Origin of the sequence: Chelatococcus sp. YT9 (assembly GCF_018398315.1) — a bacterium.
GTDB lineage: Bacteria > Pseudomonadota > Alphaproteobacteria > Rhizobiales > Beijerinckiaceae > Chelatococcus.
In genome coordinates, this window is sequence record NZ_JAHBRW010000001.1 from 763089 (window position 1) to 788886 (window position 25798).

A 25798-nucleotide genomic window follows, 5' to 3' on the forward strand; every position below is an offset into this window, starting at 1 on the left:
GCGAAGGGATGAAAGACCTATCGCGCGTTCTCCGGCCGGCCGTCAAACGCTCATGGCGCAACCCGCACTCGCGGGCCATGCATGAGCCGCAGCCGCTGCCCTGCTCCGTCGGAAGGAAAGTTCAAGGTGCGAGACGCATGAGGGCGGAAGCGAGGCGGCGGGTCGCCTCCTCGAGATCCGATACCTTGCGCGCGAAGCAAAGGCGGAAGAACGCTTCGCCTCCGGCGCCGAACGTCGTTCCCGGTGCCAGCCCCACGGCTGCCTCGTCGACGAGGACCCTTGCAAAGCGCGCGCTGTCGGTGACGCCGTCAACCGAGAAGAAGAGATAAAAGGCGCCTTGCGCCGGTGCGAAGCGAACACGATTCGTCGCCGCCAGCCCTTGCGAGACAATCGTTCGGCCTATCCTGGCACGTTCAAACTGTTCGGCGACGAAAGCCTCGCCTTGGTCCAGCGCAGCGACGGCCGCTCGCTGCATGAAGGCGGCGGTACCTGATGAAGAATACTGGATCAGGTTTTCGATGGTCTGGCCAAGGCGGGGGTTGGCTTCCAGCCAGCCGACGCGCCAGCCTGTCATCGCCCAGTTCTTCGACATCGTCTGCACGAAGATGACGCGGTCTTCGTCATCGATGACATCGTGGAAAGACGGAGCCGGTGCGGGCCCGTCATAAACGAAGCGCCCGTAGATCTCATCGGCGATTATCCACAGCCCATGACGACGTGCCAGAGAAAGGACCGCCGCAATGTCCTCGGGCGTCGCCATCCAACTCGTCGGATTGGACGGCGAGTTGATCACGATGGCCTTTGTCGACGGCGTGATGGCGGCGGCGATCCGATCAACGTCGAGAAGCCAGCCCTCGTCGGTGTAGGTCATCGGCACCTCGACGGGTCGCGCGCCGGAGATGCCGACGCCGGCAACGAAATTCGGCCAGGCGGGCGTCGGCACGATGACCTCGTCACCGGCCCCGGACACCATCCGGAAGGCAACCTGCAGCGCGTGCATACCACCGCTGGTCACGAAGAAGCGCTCCGGTGAAACCGTGCGGCCATAAAGGCGCCCGATATAGCGCGCGATCGCCTCGCGCAGCTCCGGCAGCCCGCGCTGATACGTGTAGAAGGTCTCGCCGGCGGCCAGCGAGGCTACGGCCGCGTCGGAGATGAAGGACGGTGTGGGCAAGTCCCCTTCGCCAACCCAAAGCGGAATCAGTCCCTCTCGATGGCGCCCGTAATTGAAGACATCAACGATGCCGCTGATCGGGGCCTCCAAGGCCTCGCGTCGAAGAGAGGAACTCAGGCTGTCCGTTTCGGTCATGGCTGCGATCAATCGCCTCTATTCCTGCGCCGTCCGGCACGACGGAAGCGCACTCCACGCCCAGCTCTTAGCGCGGATCGGCCGCCAGGAACCATCAAATCTCGCGATCAATTGACTGACTTTTGTGATCAATCACCTCGTCGACGCCACCTGATCCATGCAACATCGGCGCAAAATCCATGATCGTGGGCGCAGGGCGCGCAACTTTGGCGCGCGGGAGCAGGGCGGTATCTCTCCCAGCAACCTCGTGAAGGTTGGCGGCACGCCTGGGAAGCGCCATAGTGCGCCACCGGCCTGCTTCGGCGCATGATATTCGTCCCGCGCACACAGACCTGGAAACGGAGTGGTTGATTGCAGTTTCGCCTCGTCGTTATCGCCTGTCTCGCCGCGTTGCTCGCACCGCTGCCAGTGGCATCAGCCCAGACAACCTGGCGGCACGGACTGTCGCTCGTGGGTGAACCCAAGTACCCGCCGGATTTCGCGCATTTCGACTACGTCAATCCTGCTGCGCCGCAGGGGGGAACCCTCCGTCTTGGCTCTATCGGCGGCTTCGACAACTTCAACCTCGCCATTGCCGGCATGAAGGGTGAGCTCGAGACCGGCATCAGCCGCATATACGACACCTTAATGACGTCGAGCCTCGACGAGATCAGCTCCGAATATGGCCTCGTGGCGGAAAGTCTGAGCTATCCCGACGACTTCTCCTCGGTCACTTTCCGCCTGAGACCCCAGGCTCGCTTCCACGACGGCACGCCCATCACCCCCGAGGACGTCATCTTCTCGTTCGAGACCCTGAAGGTCACGAGCCCGATGCACATGGCTTACTGGCGCAATGTGGCGAAGGCCGAGGCCACGGGAGACCGCGAGGTCACATTCACCTTCGACGAGAAGGGAAATCGCGAATTGCCGCTGATTGTCGGCCAGTTGCCCGTGCTGCCGAAGCACTGGTGGAGAGGCAAGACCGCCAATGGCGCTGCGCGCGACATCACCGCAACGTCGCTGGAACCGCCGCTTGGTTCCGGCCCCTACCGGCTGAAGAGCTTCGAGGCGGGACGCTATGCGGTCTACGAGCAAGTGCCGGATTACTGGGCCAAAGACCTGCCCGTGAACAAGGGCACGAACAATTTCGGCGAAATCCGCTACGATTATTTCCGTGACGCGACCGTGCTGTTTGAAGCCTTCAAGGGCGACCGCATCGACTGGCGCCGCGAGAACGTCATTCGCAACTGGATGACCGCCTATGATTTTCCGGCCGCCCGCGACGGTCGCATCATCCGCGAGGAATTCCCCATTCGCAATCTCGGCATAATGCAGGGGATGGTCTTCAACCTCCGCCGGGAGAAATTTCAGGACATTCGGGTCAGGCGGGCCTTCAACTACGCTTTCGACTTCGAGGAGCTCAACCGCACGATCTTCTTCGACCGTTATGAGCGTATCAACTCGTTCTTTTTTGGCACCGAGCTTGCCTCGAGCGGCCTACCGCAGGGCCGCGAACTGGAAATCCTCAATGAAGTCAAGGACAAGGTGCCCCCGGAGGTTTTCACGACGCCCTATGCCAATCCGGTCGGCGGCAACGCCGAGGCGACACGCAACAACCTGCGCACGGCACTCGGCCTGCTCCGCGAGGCAGGCTATGAGCTGAAGGGTACCCGGCTGGTCAACGCGAAGACAGGGGCCCAGTTGACGGTCGAGATCCTCGGCTACGACCAGACCATGGAGCGCTGGGCGGCGCCCTACAAGGCCGCGCTGGAACGTCTCGGCATCGGGGTGAGCCTGCGGGTCGTCGACGCAGCTCAGTACCAGAACCGCCTGCGCACCTTCGATTTTGACGCGACGGCCACGCTGTTCCCGCAATCGCTCTCGCCGGGCAACGAGCAGCGGGATTTCTGGGGCTCGCGATCAGCCGACCAGCCCGGGTCCTACAATCTTGCCGGTATACAGAACCCCGCCGTCGATGCGCTGATCGAGCGGATCATCTTCGCCAAGACCCGCGAGGAACTGCTCGCGGCGACACATGCCCTCGATCGCGTATTGCTTTGGAGCGCTTATGTGGTTCCCCACTACTACTTTATGAAGGAGCTGACAGCGCGCTGGGATCGCTTTGATCATCCCAAGACCATGCCCTATTTCGGCGGAGCCGCCTTCCCGACGGTCTGGTGGTCGAAGGCTGCCACCTCTTCCAGCGATACCAGCACGTCGGGGAGAATCCCTTGAGCAAACGCTTCCAACCCACGCGGCGCGGCCTCATTCAGGCGGGGGCAGTCTTGGCCGGAGGCGTGCTTGCCGCCCGTCCCGTGCTCGGCCAGGCAAAGGTGGATGGAGCGGCGGACGCCGGTGAGGTGACCCGCCACGGGCTTTCGTCTTTCGGGGACCTGCTGTACCCGCCCGATTTCAAGCATTTTGCCTATGTGAACCCGAACGCGCCGAACGGCGGCACGCTCTCGCTGCAGATCAAGCAGAGCACCGGCAACCAGTCCTTCGACACCTTCAATACATTGAATGTCTATGTGCTGAAGGGAGACGGTGCTGCCGGCCTACCGGACACGTTCGACACCCTGATGGCCGTGAGCCAGGACGAGCCCGACGCGTTGTACGGCCTGCTCGCCCATTCCGTTCATGTTTCGGCGGATAAGCGGACCTATAGCTTTGTTCTGCGGCGTGAAGCGCGATTCCACGACGGCACGCCCGTCACGGCGCATGACGTGGCCTTCTCCCTCACGGTCCTCAAGGAAAAGGGGCACCCGACGTTTAGCGCCGTGCTTACCGACCTGGAGGAGGTGAAAGCCGCCGACGATTATACCGTGGTGGTCCGTCTCTCTGCCCGGCGCAATCGGGACCTGCATCTCATCATTGCGACCCTGCCTGTCTTCTCCAAAACTTACTGGGAGACCCGTGACTTCGAGGCCGCGACGCTGGAAGCTCCCCTCGGCTCTGGGCCTTATCGCGTGGGGCGCTTCGAGCCGGGGCGCTTTATCGAATTGCAGCGGGTCCCTGACTACTGGGGCAAGGATTTGCCCGTGAATGTCGGGCAGAACAATTTCGACCGCATTCGATATGACTATTTCCGCGATCGCGAAGTGGCCTTCGAGGGGTTCAAGGCCGGGACCTACAACTTCAACGAGGAATACACGGCGCGCATTTGGGCGATCGGCTATGATTTCCCCGCCTTCAGGCAAGGCCGGGTCAAACGCGAGCAGATCGAAAGCGGCGCGGCGATCCCGACTCAGGGGTGGCACTTCAACCTCAGGCGCGAGATGTTCGCCGATCCGCGGATTCGCGAGGCGCTGGGACTGGCATTCGATTTCGAATGGACGAATGCCAACATCATGTTCTCGTCCTACAAGCGACTGACCTCCTATTTCCAGAACTCGGCCAACATGGCCCACGGACTACCCACGCCGGAGGAAATCGCTCTGCTCGAGCCTTTCCGCGATAAGCTGCCGGCGGATGTCTTCGGCGAACCGTTCACGCCACCCGTATCGGACGGCTCCGGCTCAGATCGGAATCTCTTGCGCCGGGCCGACCAGCTTCTGCGCGAAGCAGGCTGCAAGCGTGAGGGCGGCGTTCTGCGTTTGCCCAATGGCAAGCCGTTCGAGATTGAATTTCTCGATTTCTCGCCCACCCTGCAGCCGCACACCCAACCCTTTCAGGCCAATCTCAAGAGGCTCGGCATCAACGCCCGCTCCCGGATCGTGGACGCCTCGCAGTACAGCCGGCGCACGAATGACTTCGATTTCGACATCGTCTCGGGCGCCCTGGCCGGCAGCCTGACACCCGGGGATTCGATGCGTGTCGTCTACGGTTCAGACGCGGCGCGCACGCCAGGCTCGCGGAACCTCAGCGGCATCGCAAACCCGGCGGTTGATCACCTCATCGAGGTCATCAGCAAGGCGGAAACCCGGGATGACCTCAAGGTCGCATGCAGGGCGCTGGACCGCGTGTTGCGCGCCGGTCGGTACTGGATACCCATGTGGTACCGCTCGGAGCGATGGCTCGCCTATTGGGACGTCTTTTCTCGTCCGGCGACTATGCCGAAACATTCTACAGGCGCGCCCGGCACATGGTGGTATGACGAGGAGAAGGCCAAGCGAATCGGATTGAAGGGATAAGGGCAATGACAGCGACAGGTCAGCAGCTCCAGTCATCCGCGGCAATGGTAAAGGTCCCGGGCTGAATGCTGGCTTATATCGCCCGCCGCATCCTTCTCATGATCCCGACGATTCTCGGAATCATGCTGATCTCATTCATTCTCGTGCAATTCGCTCCTGGCGGCCCGGTCGAGCGGATCCTCGCTCAGTTGCAGGGCACGGACGCGGGCGCGCTCTCCCGCATCGGCGGCGGCGGAGGAGATTTCGGCAGCCAGGGTGGGAGCGCTGGAGGCGGCGGCGCCTCCAACTATCGCGGCGCACAAGGATTGGACCCGGCTTTCATCGCCCAGCTTGAAAAGCAGTTCGGCTTCGACAAGCCTGCTCACGAACGTTTCCTGAAGATGCTGCGCGACTACGCGACCTTCGATTTCGGCAAGAGCTACTTCCGCGACGTCCCCGTCATTGATCTCATCAAGGAAAAACTGCCCGTCTCGATCACGCTCGGGCTCTGGATGACAATCCTGTCCTACGCGATCTCCATCCCGCTCGGGATATCCAAGGCCGTCAAGGATGGCTCACGCTTCGATGTCTGGACCTCCGTGGTCGTCATCATCGGCTATGCCATCCCGAGCTTTCTGTTCGCCATCCTGCTCATCGTGCTATTTGCCGGCGGCTCGTTCTGGCAGATCTTCCCTTTGCAGGGGCTCGTTTCCGAGAACTGGTCGAGCCTCAGCTGGCCGGAGCGGATTCTCGATTATTTCTGGCACATCGCGCTGCCAATCACGGCAATGGCGCTTGGCGCCTTCGCGACCTCCACCCTGCTCACAAAAAACTCCTTCCTCGATGAAATCCGCAAGCAGTACGTTTTGACAGCACGCATGAAGGGGCTGACCGAGCGACAGGTGCTGTATGGCCATGTCTTCCGGAATGCCATGCTGATCGTTATCGCCGGATTTCCCGGGGCCTTCATCTCCGCCTTCTTCGCAGGCTCGCTTCTGATCGAGACCATCTTCTCGCTCGATGGGCTCGGTCTCCTGTCCTTCGAGTCCATCGTCAACCGCGACTATCCTGTCGTGTTCGCCAACCTCTTCATCTTCTCCCTCCTCGGCCTCGTGGTGAACCTCATATCCGACCTCACCTACACGTGGATCGACCCGCGCATCGACTTCGAAACGCGGGAGGTGTGAGATGACCGAGGCCGCCCTTCCCCGCGACGTGCCGGCATCGCCGCAGCGCCTTGCCCCGCCGCTGCCCCCACGCAGCGGCCTTATCAATCTCACGCCGCTCAACCGGAGACGGCTTGCCAATTTCAAAGCCAACCGTCGCGGCTATTGGTCGTTCTGGATCTTCGCGATCGTGTTCGTGGTCACGCTGTTCGCGGAGTTCATCGCGAACGACCGGCCCATCATCGCCTTCTACAAGGGCGAACTTCTGTTCCCGGTCTTCGTCGACTATCCGGAAGAGAAGTTCGGCGGGTTCCTGGCGCAGACTGATTATCGCGCGCCGATCATCGCAGACGAAATCAAGGCAAACGGCTGGATGATCTGGCCGCCCATCCGCTTCTCCTATTCCACGCACAATCTCGACCTGCCGGTGCCCGCCCCCTCACCGCCCACCTGGATGCTCACGGACGCCCAATGCCGTCCCATCGCGGAGCGAACCGGCGGCAACAGCTGCTGGGACATCGAGTGGAACTGGCTCGGGACGGACGACCAAGGTCGTGATGTGCTCGCCCGCGTCATCTACGGATTCCGCTTGTCCGTTCTGTTCGGGCTGGCGCTTGCCATAATCTCATCCGTCGTCGGAATTGTCGCCGGGGCTGTGCAGGGCTATTTCGGCGGCTGGACGGACCTCATCCTCCAACGCATCATCGAGATCTGGAACTCGATACCCTCGCTCTACCTGCTGATCATCATCTCCGCCGTCATCACGCCCGGCTTCTTCGTGCTGCTCGGCATATTGCTGCTGTTCTCGTGGGTGGCGCTCGTGGGCGTCGTGCGCGCGGAATTCCTGCGTGCGCGCAATTTCGAGTATGTGCGGGCGGCGCGCGCGCTGGGGCTTTCCAACATCACCATCATGTTCAAGCATCTCTTGCCGAATGCGATGGTGGCGACCCTGACTTTCCTGCCCTTCATCCTCAACGGCTCCATCACGACGCTGACCTCGCTCGATTTCCTCGGTTTCGGCCTGCCACCGGGATCGCCGTCGCTGGGTGAACTCCTGAACCAGGGCAAGGCCAATGTGCAGGCCCCATGGCTTGGCCTGTCCGGCTTCTTCGTCATCGCCTTCATGCTGTCGCTGCTGATCTTCATCGGCGAGGCGGTGCGCGACGCCTTCGACCCGCGCAAGACCTATGCGTGAGGCCGCCGTGATGACAGCCAACACCCCACCCGCCAAGCCAGCGCTGCTCTCCGTCGAGGATCTGTCGGTCGCCTTCCGGCAAGACGGCAAGGAGACGCTGGCGGTGGACCATGTGTCCTTCGCGATCGCACCGGGCGAGACGCTCGCGCTCGTCGGCGAGTCGGGCTCCGGCAAGTCGGTATCGGCCCTCTCGATCCTCAAGCTCCTCGCCTATCCCGCTGCCAGTCACCCATCCGGCCGCATCCTCTTCAAGGGACGCGACCTCATGGCGCTGGACGAGGACGAGCTGAGGCAGGTGCGCGGCAACGACATCACCATGGTGTTTCAGGAGCCGATGACGTCGCTCAATCCGCTCCACACCATCCAGCGGCAGATTGGTGAGATTCTGCGGCTGCACAAGGGGCTAAGCGGCCAGGCGGCCCGCAGGCGCATCCTCGAACTGCTCGAACTCGTCGGCATCCGCGACGCGGAAAGCCGCCTCGACGCTTATCCACACCAGCTCTCGGGCGGCCAGCGCCAGCGCGTCATGATCGCCATGGCGCTCGCCAACGAGCCCGACCTCTTCATCGCCGACGAGCCGACGACCGCGCTCGACGTGACCGTGCAGGCGCAGATCCTCAAGCTTCTGGCCGACCTCAAAAGCCGGCTCGGCATGGCGATGCTGTTCATCACCCACGACCTCGGCATCGTCCGCAAGATCGCCGACCGGGTCTGCGTGATGAACGGCGGCCAAATCGTCGAGGCGGGGTCTGTCGACGAGATTTTCGACCGGCCGCAACATCCCTATACGAAGAAACTTCTCGCTGCGGAACCCAAGGGAGAGCCGCACGCGGCCGATCCCGCCGCGCCGATTGTCGTCGAAGCTGGCCCGGTGAAGGTCTGGTTCCCCATCAAGCAGGGGTTCCTGCGCCGAACGACAGGCTATGTGAAAGCGGTGGACGGCATTTCGCTGACCGTGCGCGAGGGGGAAACGGTTGGCGTGGTCGGTGAATCCGGCTCGGGCAAGACCACGCTCGGCCTCGCATTGCTACGTCTCATCCGGTCCGAAGGCCCCATCGTTTTTCTTGGCAACCGCATCGACGGACTGTCCTCCAGCGCCGTGAAACCGCTGCGCCGCGACATGCAGGTGGTGTTCCAGGACCCCTACGGCTCTTTGTCTCCACGCCTCTCTGTTGCGGAGATCGTTGAGGAAGGCCTCCTCGTGCAGAAGCGCGGCCTCACCTATGAGGATCGTCGTGAGGTCGTGGCCCGAGCCCTCATCGATGTCGGGCTTGATCCAGCGACGATGGACCGCTACCCGCATGAATTCTCGGGGGGGCAGCGCCAGCGCATCGCCATCGCGCGCGCGATGGCGCTCGAGCCACGCTTCATCGTGCTCGACGAACCGACCTCGGCGCTCGACATGTCGGTGCAAGCGCAGATCGTCGATCTTCTGCGCGCCCTCCAGGATGCCAAGAAACTCGCATATCTCTTTATCAGCCACGACCTCAAGGTCGTGCGGGCGCTCGCCTCCTCTGTCATTGTCATGCGAAACGGAGTGGTCGTCGAGCAGGGCGACGCACAAAGCCTCTTCGCCAATCCACGCGAGGACTACACCAAGGCCCTGTTCGCCGCCGCCTTCGCGCTCGACACGGCCAGCGACGGCACGGTGCGAGAGTAAGATACCGCGAGGCATTCCGAGCAGAGCCGGATGCTCGAAGTCCGGCACATGCCTCGGCCCGGGCCAGCTCCACTCTGGTCATCCCGGAAGCGGCAAAGCCGCTGTCCGGGATCCATGAACACGACGCGTATTCCATGGAAGACCCGTGTTCACGGATCCCGGGCTCGTTGCTACGCAACGCCCCGGGATGACCATCGAGGTTCGCTCTACATCACGGCCGTCCCTGCCATTCCGATGCGCCGGGTGGTTAGCTCGCAGTGCGATGACGCGGCCGCCCGGCCGGGCATGAAATCGCCCCTTTCATCGCGATGTTAAAGGCGACGTTCATCATGGCTTTGCCAAATACGCATCCGCGCGTATGGTCCATCATGCGATGAACGTTCGCGTTTCTAGCTGTAACAACAAGTGGTGCCCATGTTTCCAAAGCCCCAGACGTCCCTCACGCCCAACACCTATGACTACGAGTCGCTGCCGCTGGTGAAGCCCACGGGCTTCCGCGAATACGACGCGCGCTGGTTGTTCCAGAAGGAAATCAACCTCATGGGGGTGCAGGCGCTGGGCATCGGCCTCGGCACCTTGCTGCACGAACTCGGCACCAAGCCGGAGATCGTCACCGGGCACGACTTCCGCGGCTATTCCTCCTCTATCAAATACGCCCTCATCTCGGGCCTGATGGCAGCCGGCATCAAGGTCAAGGACATCGGCCTCGCCATGTCGCCGATGGCCTATTTCGCCCAGTTCGATCTCGACGTGCCGGCGGTCGCCATGGTCACCGCCTCGCACAACGACAACGGCTGGACCGGCGTGAAGATGGGTGCCCAGCGCCCTGTGACCTTCGGCCCCGACGAGATGGGGCGGCTGAAGGAAATCGTCCTTTCCGGCAACGTCAAGACCCGTGACGGCGGCGGCTACGAGTTCATCGAGAACTTCCCGGCGCGCTACATCGCCGACCTCACTAACCGGCCGAAGCTCAAGCGCCGCCTCAAGGTCATCGCCGCCTGCGGCAACGGCACGGCCGGCGCCTTCGCGCCGCAGATCCTCGAGGCGATCGGCTGCGAGGTCATCCCGCTCGACACCGAGCTCGACCACTCCTTCCCGCGCTACAACCCGAACCCCGAAGACATGAAGATGCTTCATGCCATGGCGGAGAAGGTGCGCGAGGTCGGCGCCGATGTCGCCCTCGGCTTCGACGGCGACGGCGACCGCTGCGGCGTGGTCGACAACGAGGGCGAGGAAATCTTCGCCGACAAGATCGGCGTGATGCTGGCGCGTGACCTCTCGACGCTGCATCCGGGCTCCACCTTCGTGGTCGACGTGAAGTCCACCGGCCTGTTCGTGACCGACCCCGTTCTCATCAAGAACGGCGTGAAGGCTGACTACTGGAAAACCGGCCACAGCTACATCAAGCGTCGCGTGCGCGATCTCAACGCGCTCGCCGGCTTCGAGAAATCCGGCCATTTCTTCTTCAACGCGCCGGTCGGACGCGGCTATGACGACGGCTTGGTCACCGCGCTTGCCGTCTGCGACATGCTCGACCGCAACCCCGGCAAGACCATGGCCGAGCTCTACCGCGAGGTGCCGAAGACGTGGGGCACGCCGACGATGGCGCCGCATTGCGCCGACGAGGTGAAATACGAGGTGGTCGACCGCGTCGTGAAGCGCTTCCAGGCCATGCATGCGGCTGGCGAGAGCGTCGCCGGCCAGTCGATCCGCGACCTCATCACGGTCAACGGCGTACGCGTCGTCTCCGAGGATGGCACCTGGGGCCTGGTGCGCGCCTCCTCCAACAAGCCGGAGCTCGTCGTCGTCATCGAGAGCCCGGTCTCGGAAGCGCGCACGCGCGAGATGTTCAAGGCGATCGACGACGTTCTGCGTGAGAATCCGGAGGTTGGCGCCTACAACCAGACATTCTGACCGACCGGCCTGACAAGGCCGCACCGGCGGAAAGTCAGCCAGCCCCCGCACCAAGAGCCGGAAAGCCGCATGTTGCGCCGCTTTCCGGCCGGACAATGGGGAACTGGCCATGGACACCGAACGAGAGGTTGCAAACCACTACAGCCGAGCGGGCCTCGAAAGCGCAATTCTCGATGCGTTGCGCGCCTCGGGCGCGGATGTCGATCATCTGACATCGGCCGATCTTCGGGGCGCAGACGAATTTCACCTCGGCTGGCATGCAGCGACCGCCGCCCTGGCGAGCGACCTCGGGCTGACAAAAGGCGAGCGCGTGCTGGATGTCGGCTCGGGGATCGGCGGCCCGGCCCGCTATTTCGCGGAGACTTACGGCTGCGTCGTATCCGGCATCGATCTCACCGAGGACTATGTTGCTGTCTCGACGGCCTTGACGCAGCGATGCGGCCTCGATGACCGGGTTTCGTTCACCCAGGCGAGCGCCCTCGCGTTACCTTTCCCGTCCAGCCACTTCGATGCCACGACCCTCATCCATGTGGGCATGAATATTCCGGACAAGACCGCATTGTTTTCGGAGATCCGCCGCATCTTGAAGCAGGGCGGCCGATTTGGCGTTTACGACATCATGCGGCTCGACGACGTAGAGCTTCCATTCCCCATGCCCTGGGCACAAACGAGTGCGACGAGCTATGTCGAGCGACCCGATACGTATCGCAATGCCCTGGAAAGCGCCGGCTTTGTCATCACTGAAGCGCATGATCGGAGCTTGCTGGCGCTGGATCTCGCACGCGCAATGCGGGACAAGGTCGAGAAAGAGGGAGCGCCGCCGCTTGGCCTCCATCTCCTGATGGGTCCGGCCGGCGGACAAAGGATGGAAAATGTGCTCGGCGCCTTGCAAAGGGGGCATATTGCCCCGATCGCTATGATCGCCCGGGCGCTCTAGCGCGCCGCAGACACGTGCATGCGATCTCAGGATAGATCATACCCCTTGCAATCAACAGAGCGGCGCCCCTGCGGTCGGAGCCGCTCTACAGGGGAAATCCAGACGCCCGCAGAGCATCCGCCAGGAGTTCGGGCGCGGTGAACTGGTGCACGGTGAAGCCCAACTCGCGCGCCGCCGCGACATTGGCCGCATTGTCGTCGACGAACAAGCACTCGCCGGCGGTTAGTCCGTTTTGCTCGAGAAAGAGCGTGAAGATCGCAGGGTCCGGCTTGACGAGGCGAACCTCGCCGGACACGACGATACCATCAAAGCCTCCGAGAAAGGGAAAGCGCTCTCGGGCGAGCACGAATTTCTCAGCAGAGAAATTCGTAATTGCATAGGTCGGGACGCCGCGCTGCGCAGCGCCGCGAGCAAGGCCACCGTGCCCTCGATCGCGTGAGGCACCATCTCTTCCCAACGACCGTCGAAAGCTGCGATCTCAGCTTGCCAATCCGGATAGAGCGCCGTTCTCTCAGCGATAGCCTCGGCCCAGGAGCGCCCGCGGTCCTGCTCGAGATTCCAGGCCGTCGTACAAACCTCGGTGAGAAAGTGCTCCATACGTGCATCATCGCCGACAAAGATCTTACGATAGAGATGCCGCGGGTCCCACTCCAGAAGAACCGCCCCGATATCGAAGACAACGACACGGGGGGGAGAAGCCTCAGCCTGCGTCGTCATCATCTCTCGTTCCCAAGACCCCAACTGCCGGACGCCGGCGGCTGGCATCACCTGTCACCATTCCACGGCGCTTGCCGCGCAAGTTCTGCTCTATCGGAAATCGGGATGGGGTGCCAACGCATTTCAGCATTCACTACTGATACACCGTGCCGTTGCTCGTGATGCGCGAGATGCGCGGCACCAGCCGCGGCGTCAATGTGCGCGTCTCCCGCATCGTCAGCACGCCATCGCGAAAGGCCGACATGGGAAAACCGAGCGAGCTCAGGACATCCGCCCAGCCGTCGATATAGGGATAGGTCACATCCCCAACGATCAAGGACGAATTCCTTATCGCCAAGCCTGCTGCTCCGGCGGGGAAGGTATAATCGGAGCCCCGCGTCAGTGCTGCCCCGCTGCGATTGGCATCGCTCCAGACCACCTTGGCGACACCATTGCTGTCGATATAGACGCTGGATAGCACCAGGGTAACCCCGCCGGTCGCGTAAGGCGCGAGAACAGCACGCGCAGCACTGAAAACAAGATCCCGCTCGCTATCAGTAACGATCTGCACTCGAGCGGTCAGGTCCGCCAGCGTATGCGCCATGATAGAGACCTTGCGATTGAGCGCAACGCCGTTGGTGATGACGACGAAGCCGACATAGATGAGGGCCATGACCGGCATGACCAGCGCGAACTCGATCGCCGCGATTCCCTCTCGTGAGCTCGCAAAACAACGGAGGTTGCGCAGCTTGCGTGTTTGCGGGCAGTACATTGGACCCGTCATTCGAATGGCTCCGTCCGGAATGCGGCTGTTGCCATGATCAAGCGATTGCCATTGTCGAGATTTGCAATGGCCGGGTTGCCGAAGGCGATGAACACCGGCAGTTCGAGCGCGGCCCGGACAAGCACGATCTGGTTTGCGCCACTGCTTTGATAACCGAAGCCCGAAACGTCGATCGCCCCGTCCCGTATCGGCATGTTCAAGTCCGCCTGATTGAAGCTGGACAGCACCCGCACATCGAGATGCAAATTGGCCTTGCACTCGTTCGCGCCGACCATGACGATCGGTGAGCCGTCGCAGATGCTGTTCCGCAGGCTTGTCAAGCGCGCGCTGTCGCTTGTACCACCTGTTTGCGAGCGACCAGTCAGCACAAGCCGCGCGCCGTCGTCCACGTTGGTTTCCAGCACTTGCTGCGCCCAGAAGATCAGTGCGGTCTGGATGATGGCAAAAGCGAGCGCCAGAAAGAGCGGCGCGACCATTGCGAGCTCGATGGCTGTAACGCCGCCCGTCTCGCGCGCGAATGGCTGCGCAGCCCGCAGAAGGCCGCGACGCGGCGCCTGGACTGCGTCGTCTCGCCTATCTGCCCTGCGCAAGCGCATTGCGATCCTCGATCTGACTTTTCAAAGCACGAAAAGCTTCGCTGTCGTCACCGATGACAAGCGTCGGCTCGCAGCTCGGCGCGCAGATAAAGCTTTGCCGCTGTCGCCCGTGCTGGACGACCACTATTCCTTCTGGCGAAGCCTCAACCCGCAAGAGCGATTCCCCCACCACGACACCGCGTGCATCGAGAGCGATCACATTTGTCGTGCCGAAACTCTTTCCCGTCACTACGAGTACGTTGTTCTTCTGTAACGACACATCCGCCACCGACGGATTACCGACGATCACGGTCTGAGCGTTCTCAGGCAGGCGAATGATCTTCGCCTGATTAGTTCTGACGCTGATCGTATCTGTTGGCTCCGCGTGGAGAACGCGACTATCGGGCACGATTGCCATGCCCAAAGCGACAAGGAAACCCGCCATCGCACCCTTTACCCGGGAACCAGGCGGCATGCGCAGGCCGGAAAGCATGCTCGTGTACTCGCCGGAAAGCAGACGGAACCGCAAAATCCGGCATGCCGACTGTCGATAAAACTTATGCATGGCTCGTGATCTTCAGGCAGATAGAGATACCCCCGACTCTACGACCCAGACAATGAACGTTCGGATAACCATCATCGCGCAACTTGATGAAGCGCAGCACATCTCACACGCCCATCAAAAGGCGAGCTATTATTTCCATGATGTGTATTTCCAAAAAACGTCCCTTATGATCCAAAATAATAATTGAATAGACATTTCTTGCGAAAAATTCTTATCAACTACATGTTGACCATGAGATAAGGAGATAAAACTCTGCATCTCTTTTTCCTTGAATTTAACTGAGGAGCAATAGTTGCAGTGTTAGGGTCAGTCATGGTTCCGGTAGCGCCAAACAACGAGAGGCGTCTGATGATGAGAACCTGGTGCAAGGAGCAGCAAAAATGGTAATGTTGTTTTCGCGTTTTCTGGAAGATGAAACAGGCGCAACGGCTATTGAATATGGCTTGATCGCCGCCCTGGTGGCTGTCGCCATTATTGGCGCATTGACCCAGCTTGAAACCGGATTGTCCGCATTGTTCAACGGCATTGGTGGTCGTCTCACGACAGAAGCCGCCAATACCGCGAACTGATTGAGGGACCACGAATACAAGTCCGCATAGCCAGACAACTGTGGAATACTGGCTCCCGGAATCATGCAAAGCGGTCGCGTGCCCTCATCGGCACAGCGGCCGCTTTTCTCATTTGAGCCTAGATAGACGCCCGTCGGCGATTCACGAACGCGTTTTTCTTTGCAAGATTATCATTCAGAAGATCAACCAACATGCTAATCGCACTTCTTATTCTATTCCCATTTTTAATGATACTTGCTGCCGTCAACGACATCATGACCATGACGATCCCGAATTTCATCCCTTTGATATTGATTGTCGGCTTCGCTTTCTTTGCTCCCGCCGCGGGACTGCCGGCGACCACGATCGGCCTTCATGCAACCGCTGCCGTTCTCATGCTTGGGGTCACATTCTGTTTCTTCGCATGCGGGTGGATGGGCGGAGGGGATGCAAAACTGGCGGCGGCAACCGCGCTCTGGTTTGGTCCGACCATGCCATTGCTGGATTATGCCATCCTCACGTCGCTGATCGGGGCGGGCCTCACGTTGGCGCTGCTGGCCGCTAGACGTATGCCGCTACCTCTCTTCGCGGAATCCTGGGCGTGGGCACGTCGGCTTCACGGCGCAGGCACGGGCGTTCCTTACGGCATGGCGCTCGCAGCTGCGGGCTTGATTGTCTACCCCGAAAGCGTAATCTGGAAAGCAATCGTCCTTTTATAGCAAAGCGTGTATATTATCGAAATTTATGATAATAGATCTGCAAGCGCGCAGCATCTTCATAAATTCTTATCGTAAGAGTGGGTGTTTTCAGATTTTATCTTGTTAACCATTAGTTGACATATTGGCGGGCATAAAAGGCCACACTCCTTTGTCTTGCCATGTACTGATATATCCGCCGATGGTTTTCAGCCATTCCGGCGCATCAGTAGGTATGAGTCCTTTCTGGCTGGCTAGATGTAGCGGACGTCTCCGCGGCCGGCCGCCCCTCAACCCTGTTCAGCGTGACGTTGGATCGCGGCTGCAATGAAATCAGCACGTTTCGTCGTTCTCGGCATAGCACTGGCCGCTGGCATCTCGGCGGCGTATCTGGCACGTGGCACGACAAGACCTCCGGCACCGTCACTTCCGGCACAGCCCGCTTTGCGGACTGTGGAAGTTCTGGTGACTGCGAGCGACCTCGGCATGGGCAGCACCGTCAAGGCGGAAAATCTGCGATGGCAGATCTGGCCTGCTGAGAGCCTTCCGGCCCACGCGATCACGAAGCGCGACACCCCGGAAGCTGTCACGGAGCTCACGGGCACGATCGTCCGTGCGAGCATAGCCAGTGGCGATCTCGTTCGGCGCGAGAGTCTAATAAAGGCAAATGGCTCCGGCTTCATGTCTGCAATGCTTCCGTCCGGCAAGCGCGCGATGGCGATCACGATTGACAGCCGTGGCAGCAGCTCCGCTGGCGGCTTCATTCTGCCCAATGATCGGGTCGACGTCATTCGTACCTATAGAGGCGAGCAGCAGGGCAGCAACGAGACGATCCTCGCGCAGACCATCCTGCAGAACATAAGGGTGCTTGCCATCGGTCAGATCGTGCAGGAAAAAGCCGGCGAACGTGTGGTCAGCGGCGAGAATGCGACGCTGGAGGTTGATCCGCGCCAGGCGGAGATCCTGACACGCGCTCAAAAAAACGGGCAGCTTTCGCTCGTGTTGCGCTCCCTCACCGATGCGAATGTCGCTGCCATCGCGATCGATCCCGAGGACAGCATGACAATCGTGCGTTTCGGAGTCGCGTCCCAGACAGGAGGACGCTGATCGGCATGCGCTTTCTGCCCGAACCAGGCCTTGCGACAATTCCGTCGCTCCCGCCATCCCCACATCGATGTTTCGACCGGAGCGTCCTGTTGCGAGCAATTCTCGCAGCGGTGACCGGCCTGCTTGTATTGCTGACCGCTCCGGCGTTGGCTGACAATGGATTGAGGCCCAGCATCAGCTACGAACCGGCCCAAATGCGGCGGGTCGAGTTGTCCATTGGACGTTCGACGATCATCAATCTCTCGCGGGACGCCAAGGAGGTCTTCGTCGCGGATCCGAAAGTCGCGAATGCGGTGGTCCGGTCGACGCGCAAGCTCTTCATCATTGGTGTCGGCGACGGCGCGACATCAATCATCGCGCTCGATGACACGGGCCAGCAGCTTGCCTCGATCGACATCACCGTCGGCCGTGACCTGAATGTCCTGCGGCAGACCATCAAGGCTGTCGCGCCCCACGCCGTAGTGGACGCGCGCGCGGTGGGAGAGTCCATCCTCCTCACCGGCTCCGTCGGTTCAGCCGTGGAAGCCCAGCAGATTGCCGATGTCGCCGGTGCATTCGTCGCAACGAGCTCTGCTGCGAGCGGAGGCGGAAAAGGGAACGTCATCAACGCCTTGACTGTTCGTGCCAAGGACCAGGTGATGCTCAAGGTCACCATCGCCGAAGTTCAACGCAATGTCCTGAAACAACTCGGTGTGGACTCATCCGGCACCTGGAATCTCGGGCGCATATCTTTGGACGCAGCGACGGCCAACGCGTTTCCCGTGCAAGGCTCGCCCGGCAACTCCGTCGCGTCAAACTTCGGCAGTAAGAATAGCGTCACGTTGCGCGCGCTCGAGCAAGCCGGCGTGGCCCGCACCCTGGCGGAACCGACCCTGACCGCGATTTCTGGCGAGACGGCCGCCTTCCTCGTGGGTGGCGAAGTGCCCATTCCGTCCGGCTATAGTTGCTCCGGGACAGGAACCTCCACTTGCACGCCCTCAATCGAGTTCAAGAAATTCGGTGTTGCGCTGACGTTCACGCCGGTCGTCCTGAGTGAAGGGCGCATGAGCCTGCGTGTCGCGACGGAGGTGTCGGAAATAGATGCGCAGAATTCAACGCGTTATGCGTCGTTCAACATTCCGGGTTTCAAGGTGCGCCGCTCTGAGACCACGGTGGAGTTGCCGTCCGGTGGCTCCATGGTCACCGCGGGGCTGATCCAGCAGAACTCGCGCCAAGCCATCACGGGCCTGCCGGGGTTGCTCAATCTTCCGATCCTCGGCGTCCTTTTCCGCTCGCGAGACTACCAGCGCCAGGAAACGGAACTCATGATCGCGGTGAGCCCCTATATCGCCAAGCCAATGAGCGCTCACGAAATGACCCGCCCGGATGATGGCTTCGCCGATGCCATGGATCCTCAGGGTGTATTCCTCGGTCGGGTCAATCGCATCTATGGGCCGAAAGCGGACAAGGCCATCAGGGGCGGCGCCCCCAATCGCATCGGTTTCATCAATGACTGACGACCGCTCCACCCATCCCGGCGGTCGCCGCGGACCAAGGCTCACGCGCCGTCTTGCCGTCTGCGCTGCACTGCCCCTCATCCTCTCGGCCTGCGGAGCGAACCGGCGGGTGGAAAGCCTCGATATCCCCTATGACTATCGACAGCGCCACCCACTCGTGATCACCGATCGGGCAGAGTTGTTGAACATTGCCGTCACGGGCCGAAGCCATCTCGATGGCCGCCAAGCTGCCGACATCCACGCCTTCGCCGGCAACTACCGGCGCTACGGCAAAAGCAATGTCCGCATCTTCGTGCCGGCTGGCACCGGGCAGGAAGCCGCTGTGCAGGCCACCCTTCGGGCGGCGCAGCGCGAACTTTCGGCGGCCGGCATCGGCGCGACCGCGATCGCCACGGCAAGCTACAGCCCCGGAGACGATGATGCCGTGCCGACCGTGCGCCTCAGCTTCATGAAGCTCGGCGTCACCGTCGCGAGCGCCTGCGGCCGCTGGCCCGCCGATCTTGCCAGCGGCAGCTCGACAGATGGGTGGACCAACGCCGCCTATTGGAACTTCGGCTGTGCCTACCAGGCCAACTTCGCGGCCCAGGTCGCCGAACCACTCGATCTTGCCCGTCCCCGCCAGGAAAGTGTGCCGGACACGCAGAAGCGCCTACGCGCCATTGGCCAACTGCGCCAGGGCAAGGACCCGTCGACGGTCTATCGATCGACGCAGCGTGTCGAGGATTTGGGCCAATGACGACTCCCGTCCTTCGCTCCGCCATTCCTCCACCCTCCGAGCCAACCGATCCACTGCCGCCGGCCATGCCGCCAGTGCCGCGAATCGCCGTGGCGGCATTCTGCGAAACCACGGAGACGACGGAGAGCATCGTCGCGGCTGCCCGAGACCGGCATATGCTGCGTGCGCAAGTCGCCATTCACCATGGCGGCATCGCGGCCGCGGAAGCAACGCTCGGCAATACGCATTCCCCCAATGTGATCATCGTGGAAACGCAGACAGGACGTGCCGAGACACTCCAAGCGCTCGATGGTTTGGCTCATGTCTGCGATCCCGGAACCAAGGTCATCGTTGTCGGCCATGTCAATGATATTCAGCTCTATCGCGACCTGATAACCCGCGGTGTTAGCGAATACCTGATCGCGCCGGTGGAACCGCTCGATCTCATCCGCACGATCACCAATATATTCAACCGGCCGGATAGCCAGGCCTTCGGTCGTATTGTTGCCGTCGTCGGCGCGAAAGGGGGAGTGGGCGCCTCGACAATCGCCCACAATCTGGCCTCGGCCATAGCGCGGGAGCTTGGTCTCGCCGCGGTCATCGCCGATCTCGACATCGCTTTCGGCACGGCGAGCCTCAATCTCAACCTGGATCCGCCGCAGGGCATCGCCGACGCGCTGGCTGCACCGGACCGGCTCGACAACAATTTCGTCGACCGCCTCATGGTGAAATGCACCGAGAACCTCAACCTTCTAGCGGCCCCCGCAGTACTCGATCGTCCGTGGGATCTCGACCAATCCATCGTCGATAAACTTCTCGGCACGCTGCGTTCGGCGCACCCGGTGGTTGTTCTCGATCTGCCGCATATGTGGACTTCCTGGGCACGCCACGCTCTCGTCGACGCGGACATGATCGTGATCGTCGCGGGTCCCGATCTCGCAAGCTTGCGCAACACCAAGAACATGGTCGACATGCTGCGCCAGGCGCGGCCTTCGGATCGCCAGCCCTATCTGGTCCTCAACCAGCTCGGGCTGCCCAAACGACCCGAGATCAGCGCTCCGGATTTCGCGAAGGCCGTCGGCCTCACGCCGTCCGCCACAATTGCGTTCGACGCCCAGCTTTTCGGGAATGCCGCCAACAACGGCCATATGTTGCACCAGGCGCAGCCGAATAGTCGAGCTGCGAGTACAATAAACGAACTCGCAACCACCATCATGGGTCGAACAAAGAAGAGCACAGATGAAGCTAAATTCTTGCAAGCTCTACTCGCCAAGCTTGCCGCCTTAAAAAAAGCGCGCACGCTGAGATGAGATACCACGCCCCTCGTTGACCACGGCAGCTCGCCTTCAGACGAGGTATGCGGCGCCGTTTTGAACAGTTGACCGTGAGTAAAAAGCAGCTTCCGGCCGTTACTTCATGGCGGCATCGATCCATGGAACACGCGTGGGACATCGCAACGCCGCGCAAGCTGCATCGGAGAGCCTCGCCGCGCTATAGGAGTATTGTTGCAATGTTTGGCAAAAGACCCGGCCAGGAAGCCTTAGCCCGCAAGCCCGAGCCCGCCGTCGCGGCGCCCAGTGCCACGGAGACGCGCCTCCCGCCATCGGCCCCGGTGCCAGCTCCCGTGCATACGCCGGATGTGCCGCTCCACTCCGATGGCTATTATCAAACGAAGAACATGATCTTCGCGGCTCTCATCGAGGCGATCGATTTGACGCAGCTCGTGAAGCTCGACGCAGAGAGCGCGCGTGACGAGATCCGTGATATCGTTACGGAAATTATCGGCCTGAAAAACCTCGTTATGTCGATCGCCGAGCAGGAAGGACTGCTCGAGGACATCTGCAACGATGTCTTGGGCTATGGCCCCCTCGAGCCCCTATTGGCACGCGACGACATCGCCGATATTATGGTAAACGGCGCGGATCGCACCTATATCGAAGTATCCGGCCGCATTCAGCGCACGAATATACGCTTCCGAGACAATCAGCAACTCATGAATATCTGCCAACGCATCGTCAGTCAGGTCGGGCGGCGCGTCGACGAGGCCTCACCTATCTGCGATGCGCGCCTGCCGGACGGATCACGCGTCAACGTGATCGGCCCCCCACTGTCGATCGACGGCCCGGCCTTGACGATTCGTAAATTTCGACGCGACAAGCTGACGCTCGATGATCTTGTCCGCTATGGCTCCATTTCTCCGGAAGGATCAGAACTCCTGCAGATTATCGGCCGCGTGCGTTGCAATGTCATCATCTCGGGCGGGACGGGCTCTGGAAAAACAACATTGCTTAACTGTTTGACGCGGTTCATAGAGGACAAGGAGCGCATCATTACTTGCGAAGACGCGGCAGAACTGCAGCTTCAGCAGCCCCACGTCGTCCGGCTGGAAACACGCCCTCCCAATCTGGAGGGACAGGGGCAGGTGACGATGCGTGACCTTGTGCGCAATTGCCTGCGTATGCGCCCCGAACGCATCATCGTCGGCGAGGTGCGTGGACCGGAAGCGTTCGACCTCCTGCAAGCCATGAATACCGGCCACGACGGTTCGATGGGTACGCTCCACGCCAACACCCCGCGCGAAGGCCTCTCCCGTCTCGAGTCGATGATCACGATGGGCGGGTTTTCACTGCCTTCCCGCACCATTCGCGAGATGATCTGCGCCTCCGTCGATGTCGTCGTTCAGGCCCAGCGCCTGCGTGACGGTTCGCGCCGCATTACCCAGATTACAGAAGTACTGGGGATGGAAGGCGATATCATAATCACGCAGGATCTCATGACCTTCGAAATCGTGGGCGAGGACGGGAACGGCCACATCGTCGGGCATCACCGCTCAACGGGAATAGGTCGACCGCGCTTCTGGGAGCGCGCGCGGTATTTCGGCGAAGAGCAGCGGTTGGCGCGGGCCCTCGACACTATCGAGCAGAAAGCCGGCATCGCCGGCGCTGCATAGACGATCGGGGATCGCGCGATAAGCTTGCCATGAGATCACACCATGAATGCTGACGCCCTTCTCATCGTCATACTGTCAACGATTGCGGCTGGCGCGGCGGCTTATGTCCTGTTCTTCCCGTATCTCTCATCGCGCGCCCGTATCGAGGAGCGACAGAGAACCTTCGTCGCGCCGCCGGCGCAGCGCGCCCTTGAACGGGCGAACGGCGCCGCGAACCGACGCGATCAAATCGCCCAGAGCCTGCGGGATCTAGAGGCCCGCCAAAAGGCCAAGCACAAGGTCCCGCTTGAAACGCGGCTGGCCCGGGCCGGGCTAGCCTGGACCAAGAAACGCTTCTTTGCCGTCAGCATGATCGTCGGTCTTCTCGTCGGCCTCCTCCTGGGCGCGTCGTCCGGCAATCTGTGGGTCGCCGCCGGCGGCCTCTTCGTAGGCGCATCCGGCCTTCCGCGCTGGATCCTCTCCTATCTCACCAAGCGCCGTATAAACCGCTTCATCGAAGAGTTGCCCAATGCGCTCGACATCATTGTGCGAGGCATCCGCGCCGGCCTGCCGGTCGGCGATTGCCTGAAGATTATCGGCAGCGAAGCGGCGGAGCCGGTGCGCAGCGAGTTCCGCGCGATCGTCGAAGCCCAGGTTCTCGGCATGCCCGTTGCCGACGCCGTCGGCCGCCTGCCCGAGCGCATCCCGGCGGCGGAAGCGAATTTCTTCGCCATTGTCATAGCCGTCCAGCAGCAGTCCGGCGGCAATCTTTCCGAAGCCTTGGGCAATTTGTCCCGCGTCTTGCGTGAGCGTCGAAAGATGAAGGGAAAGATTACGGCAATGAGCATGGAAGCAAAGGCGTCCGCTGCTATCATCGGCGCCCTCCCCTTTATCGTCACCGCTCTCGTTTATATAACGAGTCCGAAATATATCGCCTTTCTCTGGACGACGAACACCGGAATGCTTGCGCTCTCCGCATCCGGCTTGTGGATGGCCATAGGGATTCTGGTCATGAAGAAGATGATCAGCTTCGATATTTGAATGCGATCAGCGTTGTAACAATTGCCGGGGGTGCATCATGGCAACTTTGCTCAGCATAATCACAGACCGGCAATTCATGCTCAGCATTCTGATCGCGCTTTGCGTCGGCGCGACGGTTTTGACGCTAGCCATGCCCCTGATGATGGCTGATACTTTAGGCAAGCGCATGAAATCTGTCGCCTCGGAGCGAGAGCGCATTCGTCAGCGCGAGCGCGAACGCCTCGGCGCAGCCCAAGCTCAGCGTGCGAGCCTGCGTCCCGAACCCAAAGCCTACATGAAGCAGGTCGTTGACCGCCTCAATCTTTCGCAATGGCTCGGCACTGAAACAGCGAAAATGAAACTGAGCATGGCCGGGTTTCGGGGTAATTCCGCGGAGATAAATTTCCTTTTCTTCCGGCTTATTTCACCCATCGGCTTCTGTCTTATCGCGATTACCTACATGTTCGTGCTCAAGGTCGGGCAATTCCCTGGAATGATCCGTTTTGGCATCGTCATCGCGGCCACCTATGCCGGCATCAAGCTGCCTGAGCTCTTCCTCGCCAACAGGACACAGAAGCGGCAGCAATCCATCAAGCGGGCCTGGCCGGACGCCCTCGATCTGCTGCTCATCTGCGTCGAATCAAGCATGTCCGTCGAGCAGGCCTTCCGCAGGGTCAGTCAGGAGATCGGCGCGCAATCCATCGCCCTCGCAGAAGAACTGATGCTGACGACGGCTGAGCTTTCCTACCTGGCCGAACGAAGGCAAGCCTACGAAAATCTTGGTATTCGCACAGGTGTGGAATCTGTGAAGAACGTAACGACCGCGCTCATTCAGGCAGAACGTTACGGAACTCCGGTGGGCCAGGCGCTACGCGTTCTGGCCCAGGAAAGTCGAGATGCGCGCATGAACGAGGCGGAGAAGAAAGCCGCCGCCCTCCCACCTAAGTTGACCGTCCCGATGATCCTCTTTTTCCTACCGGTTTTGTTCATGGTGATCATCACGCCAGCGCTTATTCAAGTGTTCAAATGGAAGTAGCGACTGGTCCCAATATATAACCTTGAGAACAGCCTCCGAAGAATATTCGCCTGCCTGACGCGCCGGTCGAGCATATCGGTGTTATGCGTCACTCTACAGATGGGCGCAGCGGGAGACCAAGTGGCCTTTCATAAGCCTGCCCGGCCGCCTTGGTCGACCTCGCCGAGGCCGGCGAGGTCGGCCGGATCGGCTTGTCACTGTTGACAGCTGACACCCGCGCACGTCTCTCGCGAGCCGCCGGCTCGTTGACGGCAGAGCGCGAGGATCGCTTCGCGTCGATTGCCGTTTGAGGCCCGCCCGGCATCTGCGCTGCACGCGCGGCAGCTTGCGGCTTGTCAACGAATTGCCTGAGATAGGCAACGCCGCGTGCCGCGGATTCAGGTGTCATGTCTTCCTTCAGAAGGCTTTCCGCCTCGGCGGCTTGACCCGACAATCCAAGCACGAGCGCGAGATTCTGGCGCACGCGCTTATCTGCCTTCGGACTCGCAGCTGCGAGGCGCAACGCCTTCTCCGCCTCTGGCAGGTTGCGCGACAACGCGTAGGAAAGGCCGAGGTTGGAAAGAATGGAAGGCTCGTCGGGCGCAAGGCGCAAGGCGGCCTCATAATAGCGACGGGCTCCCGGTTGATCACCGAGCTGGTCCGCCACCGTCCCCTGCGCCGAGAGCACGCGCCAGTCTGGTTTATCGGGTGTATGGGCCCGCGCGAGCACATCTCCCGCCTCACGCAAGTTGCCCACGTCGATCAGCGCGCGACCGTAGGCGGACAGAAGCGCCTTGTCTTGCGGCGCACGCAGCGCCGCCTGCCGCAGCACGGCCACTGCCTGCTGATGCTGGCCGATCTCACGCAGCGACCGCCCGTAAGCAAGTGCCGCAACCTTGTCATCGGGATTGGCCTCATAGCGTTTGCCAGCCTTTTCTGCGAGCTCGCGCCAATCGGCTTCCGTCGGCTCGGCGGTCTTGGCTGCGCGCTTCAGCGGGAAGATCGAGCCGGTGATATCGGCCTTTTGCAGATCCGGAATACACCCACCAAGGAGCGGTGACAGCATACAGGCGAAAGCCAGAGCGGCTATTGGCCGCCGTCTGAGCTGCCGCTGCACCGGAAATTGCAAGAGCGTCACGGTTGAAGGTGAAGGTTTCATGCGCTCTCGTCGACCTGGAAATTGCCTATCCCGGCTTGGACTCCATTCAAACTCGATTAACCCTAACGGCAGGTTACCAGTCGTATCCGCCAAGCAAAAGCCAGCCGCAATGCAATCGTGGCATTCCCCTATTGCTGGAGACCAATGTGCGATGACCTGTTACATTCGTGCTACGCAAAAAGCAGGCGTGATCGCTGCTGCGGGCGCGTCAATCAGGTTTGAGGA

Annotated in this window: 22 protein-coding genes; 16 read left to right on the top strand and 6 right to left on the bottom strand. The window is 61.2% G+C overall.

The window, feature by feature from the left end:
* Positions 1-121: 121 nt before the first annotated feature.
* Positions 122-1309, bottom strand: coding sequence for a pyridoxal phosphate-dependent aminotransferase (locus KIO76_RS03525; RefSeq protein WP_213321492.1), 1188 nt, complete (start codon positions 1307-1309; stop codon positions 122-124).
* Positions 1310-1660: 351 nt separating this feature from the next.
* Between KIO76_RS03525 and KIO76_RS03530 the strand changes: the two genes are divergently transcribed.
* The 7 genes from KIO76_RS03530 (at position 1661) to KIO76_RS03560 (ending at position 12269) form a co-directional block, all read left to right on the top strand.
* The gene (locus KIO76_RS03530) at positions 1661-3523 is read left to right on the top strand and encodes an extracellular solute-binding protein (RefSeq protein ID WP_213321493.1); all 1863 of its coding nucleotides are present in this window, start codon (positions 1661-1663) and stop codon (positions 3521-3523) included.
* Positions 3520-5418, top strand: a complete 1899-nt coding sequence (locus KIO76_RS03535; protein WP_249729466.1) for an extracellular solute-binding protein — start codon at positions 3520-3522, stop codon at positions 5416-5418. Before KIO76_RS03530 ends, KIO76_RS03535 begins: the two co-directional genes overlap by 4 nt.
* 65 nt (positions 5419-5483) lie before the next feature.
* Complete coding sequence (locus tag KIO76_RS03540) at positions 5484-6584, top strand: microcin C ABC transporter permease YejB (RefSeq protein WP_213321494.1); 1101 nt, start codon at positions 5484-5486, stop codon at positions 6582-6584.
* A gap of 1 nt (position 6585) precedes the next feature.
* Positions 6586-7758, top strand: coding sequence for an ABC transporter permease (locus KIO76_RS03545; protein WP_213321495.1), 1173 nt, complete (start codon positions 6586-6588; stop codon positions 7756-7758).
* A 10-nt stretch (positions 7759-7768) separates the two neighbouring features.
* Positions 7769-9418: an ABC transporter ATP-binding protein gene (locus tag KIO76_RS03550; protein ID WP_213321496.1), complete on the top strand. Its 1650-nt coding sequence runs from the start codon at positions 7769-7771 to the stop codon at positions 9416-9418.
* 414 nt (positions 9419-9832) lie between these two features.
* Positions 9833-11332, top strand: a complete 1500-nt coding sequence (locus KIO76_RS03555) for a phosphomannomutase/phosphoglucomutase (RefSeq protein WP_213321497.1) — start codon at positions 9833-9835, stop codon at positions 11330-11332.
* A 109-nt stretch (positions 11333-11441) separates the two neighbouring features.
* Positions 11442-12269 carry a class I SAM-dependent methyltransferase gene (locus tag KIO76_RS03560; protein WP_213321498.1) on the top strand — a complete coding sequence of 276 codons (828 nt, stop codon included), beginning with the start codon at positions 11442-11444 and terminating at the stop codon, positions 12267-12269.
* An 85-nt stretch (positions 12270-12354) separates the two neighbouring features.
* Here KIO76_RS03560 and KIO76_RS30860 read toward each other — a convergent pair whose 3' ends face one another.
* The 4 genes from KIO76_RS30860 to KIO76_RS03580 form a co-directional block, all read right to left on the bottom strand.
* A complete protein-coding gene (locus KIO76_RS30860) occupies positions 12355-12615 on the bottom strand; it encodes an HAD-IA family hydrolase (protein ID WP_291976172.1) in 261 nt (86 codons plus the stop codon).
* 504 nt (positions 12616-13119) lie between these two features.
* Positions 13120-13749, bottom strand: a complete 630-nt coding sequence (locus KIO76_RS03570) for a TadE/TadG family type IV pilus assembly protein (RefSeq protein WP_213321499.1) — start codon at positions 13747-13749, stop codon at positions 13120-13122.
* Positions 13746-14345, bottom strand: a complete 600-nt coding sequence (locus KIO76_RS03575) for a TadE/TadG family type IV pilus assembly protein (RefSeq protein ID WP_283771404.1) — start codon at positions 14343-14345, stop codon at positions 13746-13748. Before KIO76_RS03575 ends, KIO76_RS03570 begins: the two co-directional genes overlap by 4 nt.
* The gene (locus KIO76_RS03580) at positions 14323-14889 is read right to left on the bottom strand and encodes a pilus assembly protein N-terminal domain-containing protein (RefSeq protein ID WP_213321501.1); all 567 of its coding nucleotides are present in this window, start codon (positions 14887-14889) and stop codon (positions 14323-14325) included. Before KIO76_RS03580 ends, KIO76_RS03575 begins: the two co-directional genes overlap by 23 nt.
* 380 nt (positions 14890-15269) lie before the next feature.
* Here KIO76_RS03580 and KIO76_RS03585 point away from each other — a divergent pair, with 380 nt between their 5' ends.
* The 9 genes from KIO76_RS03585 to KIO76_RS03625 all read left to right on the top strand — a co-directional run bounded on the left by KIO76_RS03585 (position 15270) and on the right by KIO76_RS03625 (position 24435).
* Entirely contained in the window at positions 15270-15458 is a 189-nt protein-coding gene (locus KIO76_RS03585) for a Flp family type IVb pilin (RefSeq protein ID WP_213324992.1), read from the top strand.
* A 191-nt stretch (positions 15459-15649) separates the two neighbouring features.
* Positions 15650-16156 carry an A24 family peptidase gene (locus tag KIO76_RS03590; protein ID WP_213321502.1) on the top strand — a complete coding sequence of 169 codons (507 nt, stop codon included), beginning with the start codon at positions 15650-15652 and terminating at the stop codon, positions 16154-16156.
* Positions 16157-16459: 303 nt separating this feature from the next.
* The gene (cpaB, locus tag KIO76_RS03595) at positions 16460-17239 is read left to right on the top strand and encodes a Flp pilus assembly protein CpaB (RefSeq protein ID WP_213321503.1); all 780 of its coding nucleotides are present in this window, start codon (positions 16460-16462) and stop codon (positions 17237-17239) included.
* An 89-nt stretch (positions 17240-17328) separates the two neighbouring features.
* Complete coding sequence (locus KIO76_RS03600) at positions 17329-18735, top strand: type II and III secretion system protein family protein (RefSeq protein WP_249729468.1); 1407 nt, start codon at positions 17329-17331, stop codon at positions 18733-18735.
* The gene (locus KIO76_RS03605; RefSeq protein ID WP_213321505.1) at positions 18728-19471 is read left to right on the top strand and encodes a CpaD family pilus assembly protein; all 744 of its coding nucleotides are present in this window, start codon (positions 18728-18730) and stop codon (positions 19469-19471) included. The genes KIO76_RS03600 and KIO76_RS03605 overlap by 8 nt, the downstream gene beginning before the upstream one ends.
* Positions 19468-20760, top strand: a complete 1293-nt coding sequence (locus KIO76_RS03610) for a CpaE/TadZ family protein (RefSeq protein ID WP_249729469.1) — start codon at positions 19468-19470, stop codon at positions 20758-20760. Before KIO76_RS03605 ends, KIO76_RS03610 begins: the two co-directional genes overlap by 4 nt.
* Before the next feature lie 200 nt (positions 20761-20960).
* Positions 20961-22400 (top strand): TadA family conjugal transfer-associated ATPase, encoded by a 1440-nt coding sequence (locus KIO76_RS03615; RefSeq protein WP_213321506.1) that lies wholly within the window; start codon positions 20961-20963, stop codon positions 22398-22400.
* A gap of 42 nt (positions 22401-22442) precedes the next feature.
* Positions 22443-23420, top strand: a complete 978-nt coding sequence (locus KIO76_RS03620; protein ID WP_213321507.1) for a type II secretion system F family protein — start codon at positions 22443-22445, stop codon at positions 23418-23420.
* A 76-nt stretch (positions 23421-23496) separates the two neighbouring features.
* Positions 23497-24435: a type II secretion system F family protein gene (locus KIO76_RS03625; RefSeq protein ID WP_249729470.1), complete on the top strand. Its 939-nt coding sequence runs from the start codon at positions 23497-23499 to the stop codon at positions 24433-24435.
* 88 nt (positions 24436-24523) lie between these two features.
* Here KIO76_RS03625 and KIO76_RS03630 read toward each other — a convergent pair whose 3' ends face one another.
* Positions 24524-25573 (bottom strand): tetratricopeptide repeat protein, encoded by a 1050-nt coding sequence (locus KIO76_RS03630; protein ID WP_213321509.1) that lies wholly within the window; start codon positions 25571-25573, stop codon positions 24524-24526.
* Positions 25574-25798 lie beyond the last annotated feature (225 nt).

What these genes read in the sequence shown, in the direction of transcription:
- KIO76_RS03605 (WP_213321505.1), top strand. Translation starts at nt 18,728, where the DNA reads ATGACTGACGACCGCTCCACCCATCCCGGCGGTCGCCGCGGACCAAGG.
- KIO76_RS03570 (WP_213321499.1), bottom strand. Translation starts at nt 13,749, where the DNA reads ATGACGGGTCCAATGTACTGCCCGCAAACACGCAAGCTGCGCAACCTC.
- KIO76_RS03630 (WP_213321509.1), bottom strand. Translation starts at nt 25,573, where the DNA reads ATGAAACCTTCACCTTCAACCGTGACGCTCTTGCAATTTCCGGTGCAG.
- KIO76_RS03585 (WP_213324992.1), top strand. Translation starts at nt 15,270, where the DNA reads ATGGTAATGTTGTTTTCGCGTTTTCTGGAAGATGAAACAGGCGCAACG.
- KIO76_RS03550 (WP_213321496.1), top strand. Translation starts at nt 7,769, where the DNA reads ATGACAGCCAACACCCCACCCGCCAAGCCAGCGCTGCTCTCCGTCGAG.
- KIO76_RS03590 (WP_213321502.1), top strand. Translation starts at nt 15,650, where the DNA reads ATGCTAATCGCACTTCTTATTCTATTCCCATTTTTAATGATACTTGCT.
- KIO76_RS03575 (WP_283771404.1), bottom strand. Translation starts at nt 14,345, where the DNA reads ATGCGCTTGCGCAGGGCAGATAGGCGAGACGACGCAGTCCAGGCGCCG.
- KIO76_RS03540 (WP_213321494.1), top strand. Translation starts at nt 5,484, where the DNA reads ATGCTGGCTTATATCGCCCGCCGCATCCTTCTCATGATCCCGACGATT.
- KIO76_RS03625 (WP_249729470.1), top strand. Translation starts at nt 23,497, where the DNA reads ATGCTCAGCATTCTGATCGCGCTTTGCGTCGGCGCGACGGTTTTGACG.
- KIO76_RS03580 (WP_213321501.1), bottom strand. Translation starts at nt 14,889, where the DNA reads ATGCATAAGTTTTATCGACAGTCGGCATGCCGGATTTTGCGGTTCCGT.
- KIO76_RS03525 (WP_213321492.1), bottom strand. Translation starts at nt 1,309, where the DNA reads ATGACCGAAACGGACAGCCTGAGTTCCTCTCTTCGACGCGAGGCCTTG.
- KIO76_RS03555 (WP_213321497.1), top strand. Translation starts at nt 9,833, where the DNA reads ATGTTTCCAAAGCCCCAGACGTCCCTCACGCCCAACACCTATGACTAC.
- KIO76_RS03620 (WP_213321507.1), top strand. Translation starts at nt 22,443, where the DNA reads ATGAATGCTGACGCCCTTCTCATCGTCATACTGTCAACGATTGCGGCT.
- cpaB (WP_213321503.1), top strand. Translation starts at nt 16,460, where the DNA reads ATGAAATCAGCACGTTTCGTCGTTCTCGGCATAGCACTGGCCGCTGGC.
- KIO76_RS03560 (WP_213321498.1), top strand. Translation starts at nt 11,442, where the DNA reads ATGGACACCGAACGAGAGGTTGCAAACCACTACAGCCGAGCGGGCCTC.
- KIO76_RS03545 (WP_213321495.1), top strand. Translation starts at nt 6,586, where the DNA reads ATGACCGAGGCCGCCCTTCCCCGCGACGTGCCGGCATCGCCGCAGCGC.
- KIO76_RS03610 (WP_249729469.1), top strand. Translation starts at nt 19,468, where the DNA reads ATGACGACTCCCGTCCTTCGCTCCGCCATTCCTCCACCCTCCGAGCCA.
- KIO76_RS03615 (WP_213321506.1), top strand. Translation starts at nt 20,961, where the DNA reads ATGTTTGGCAAAAGACCCGGCCAGGAAGCCTTAGCCCGCAAGCCCGAG.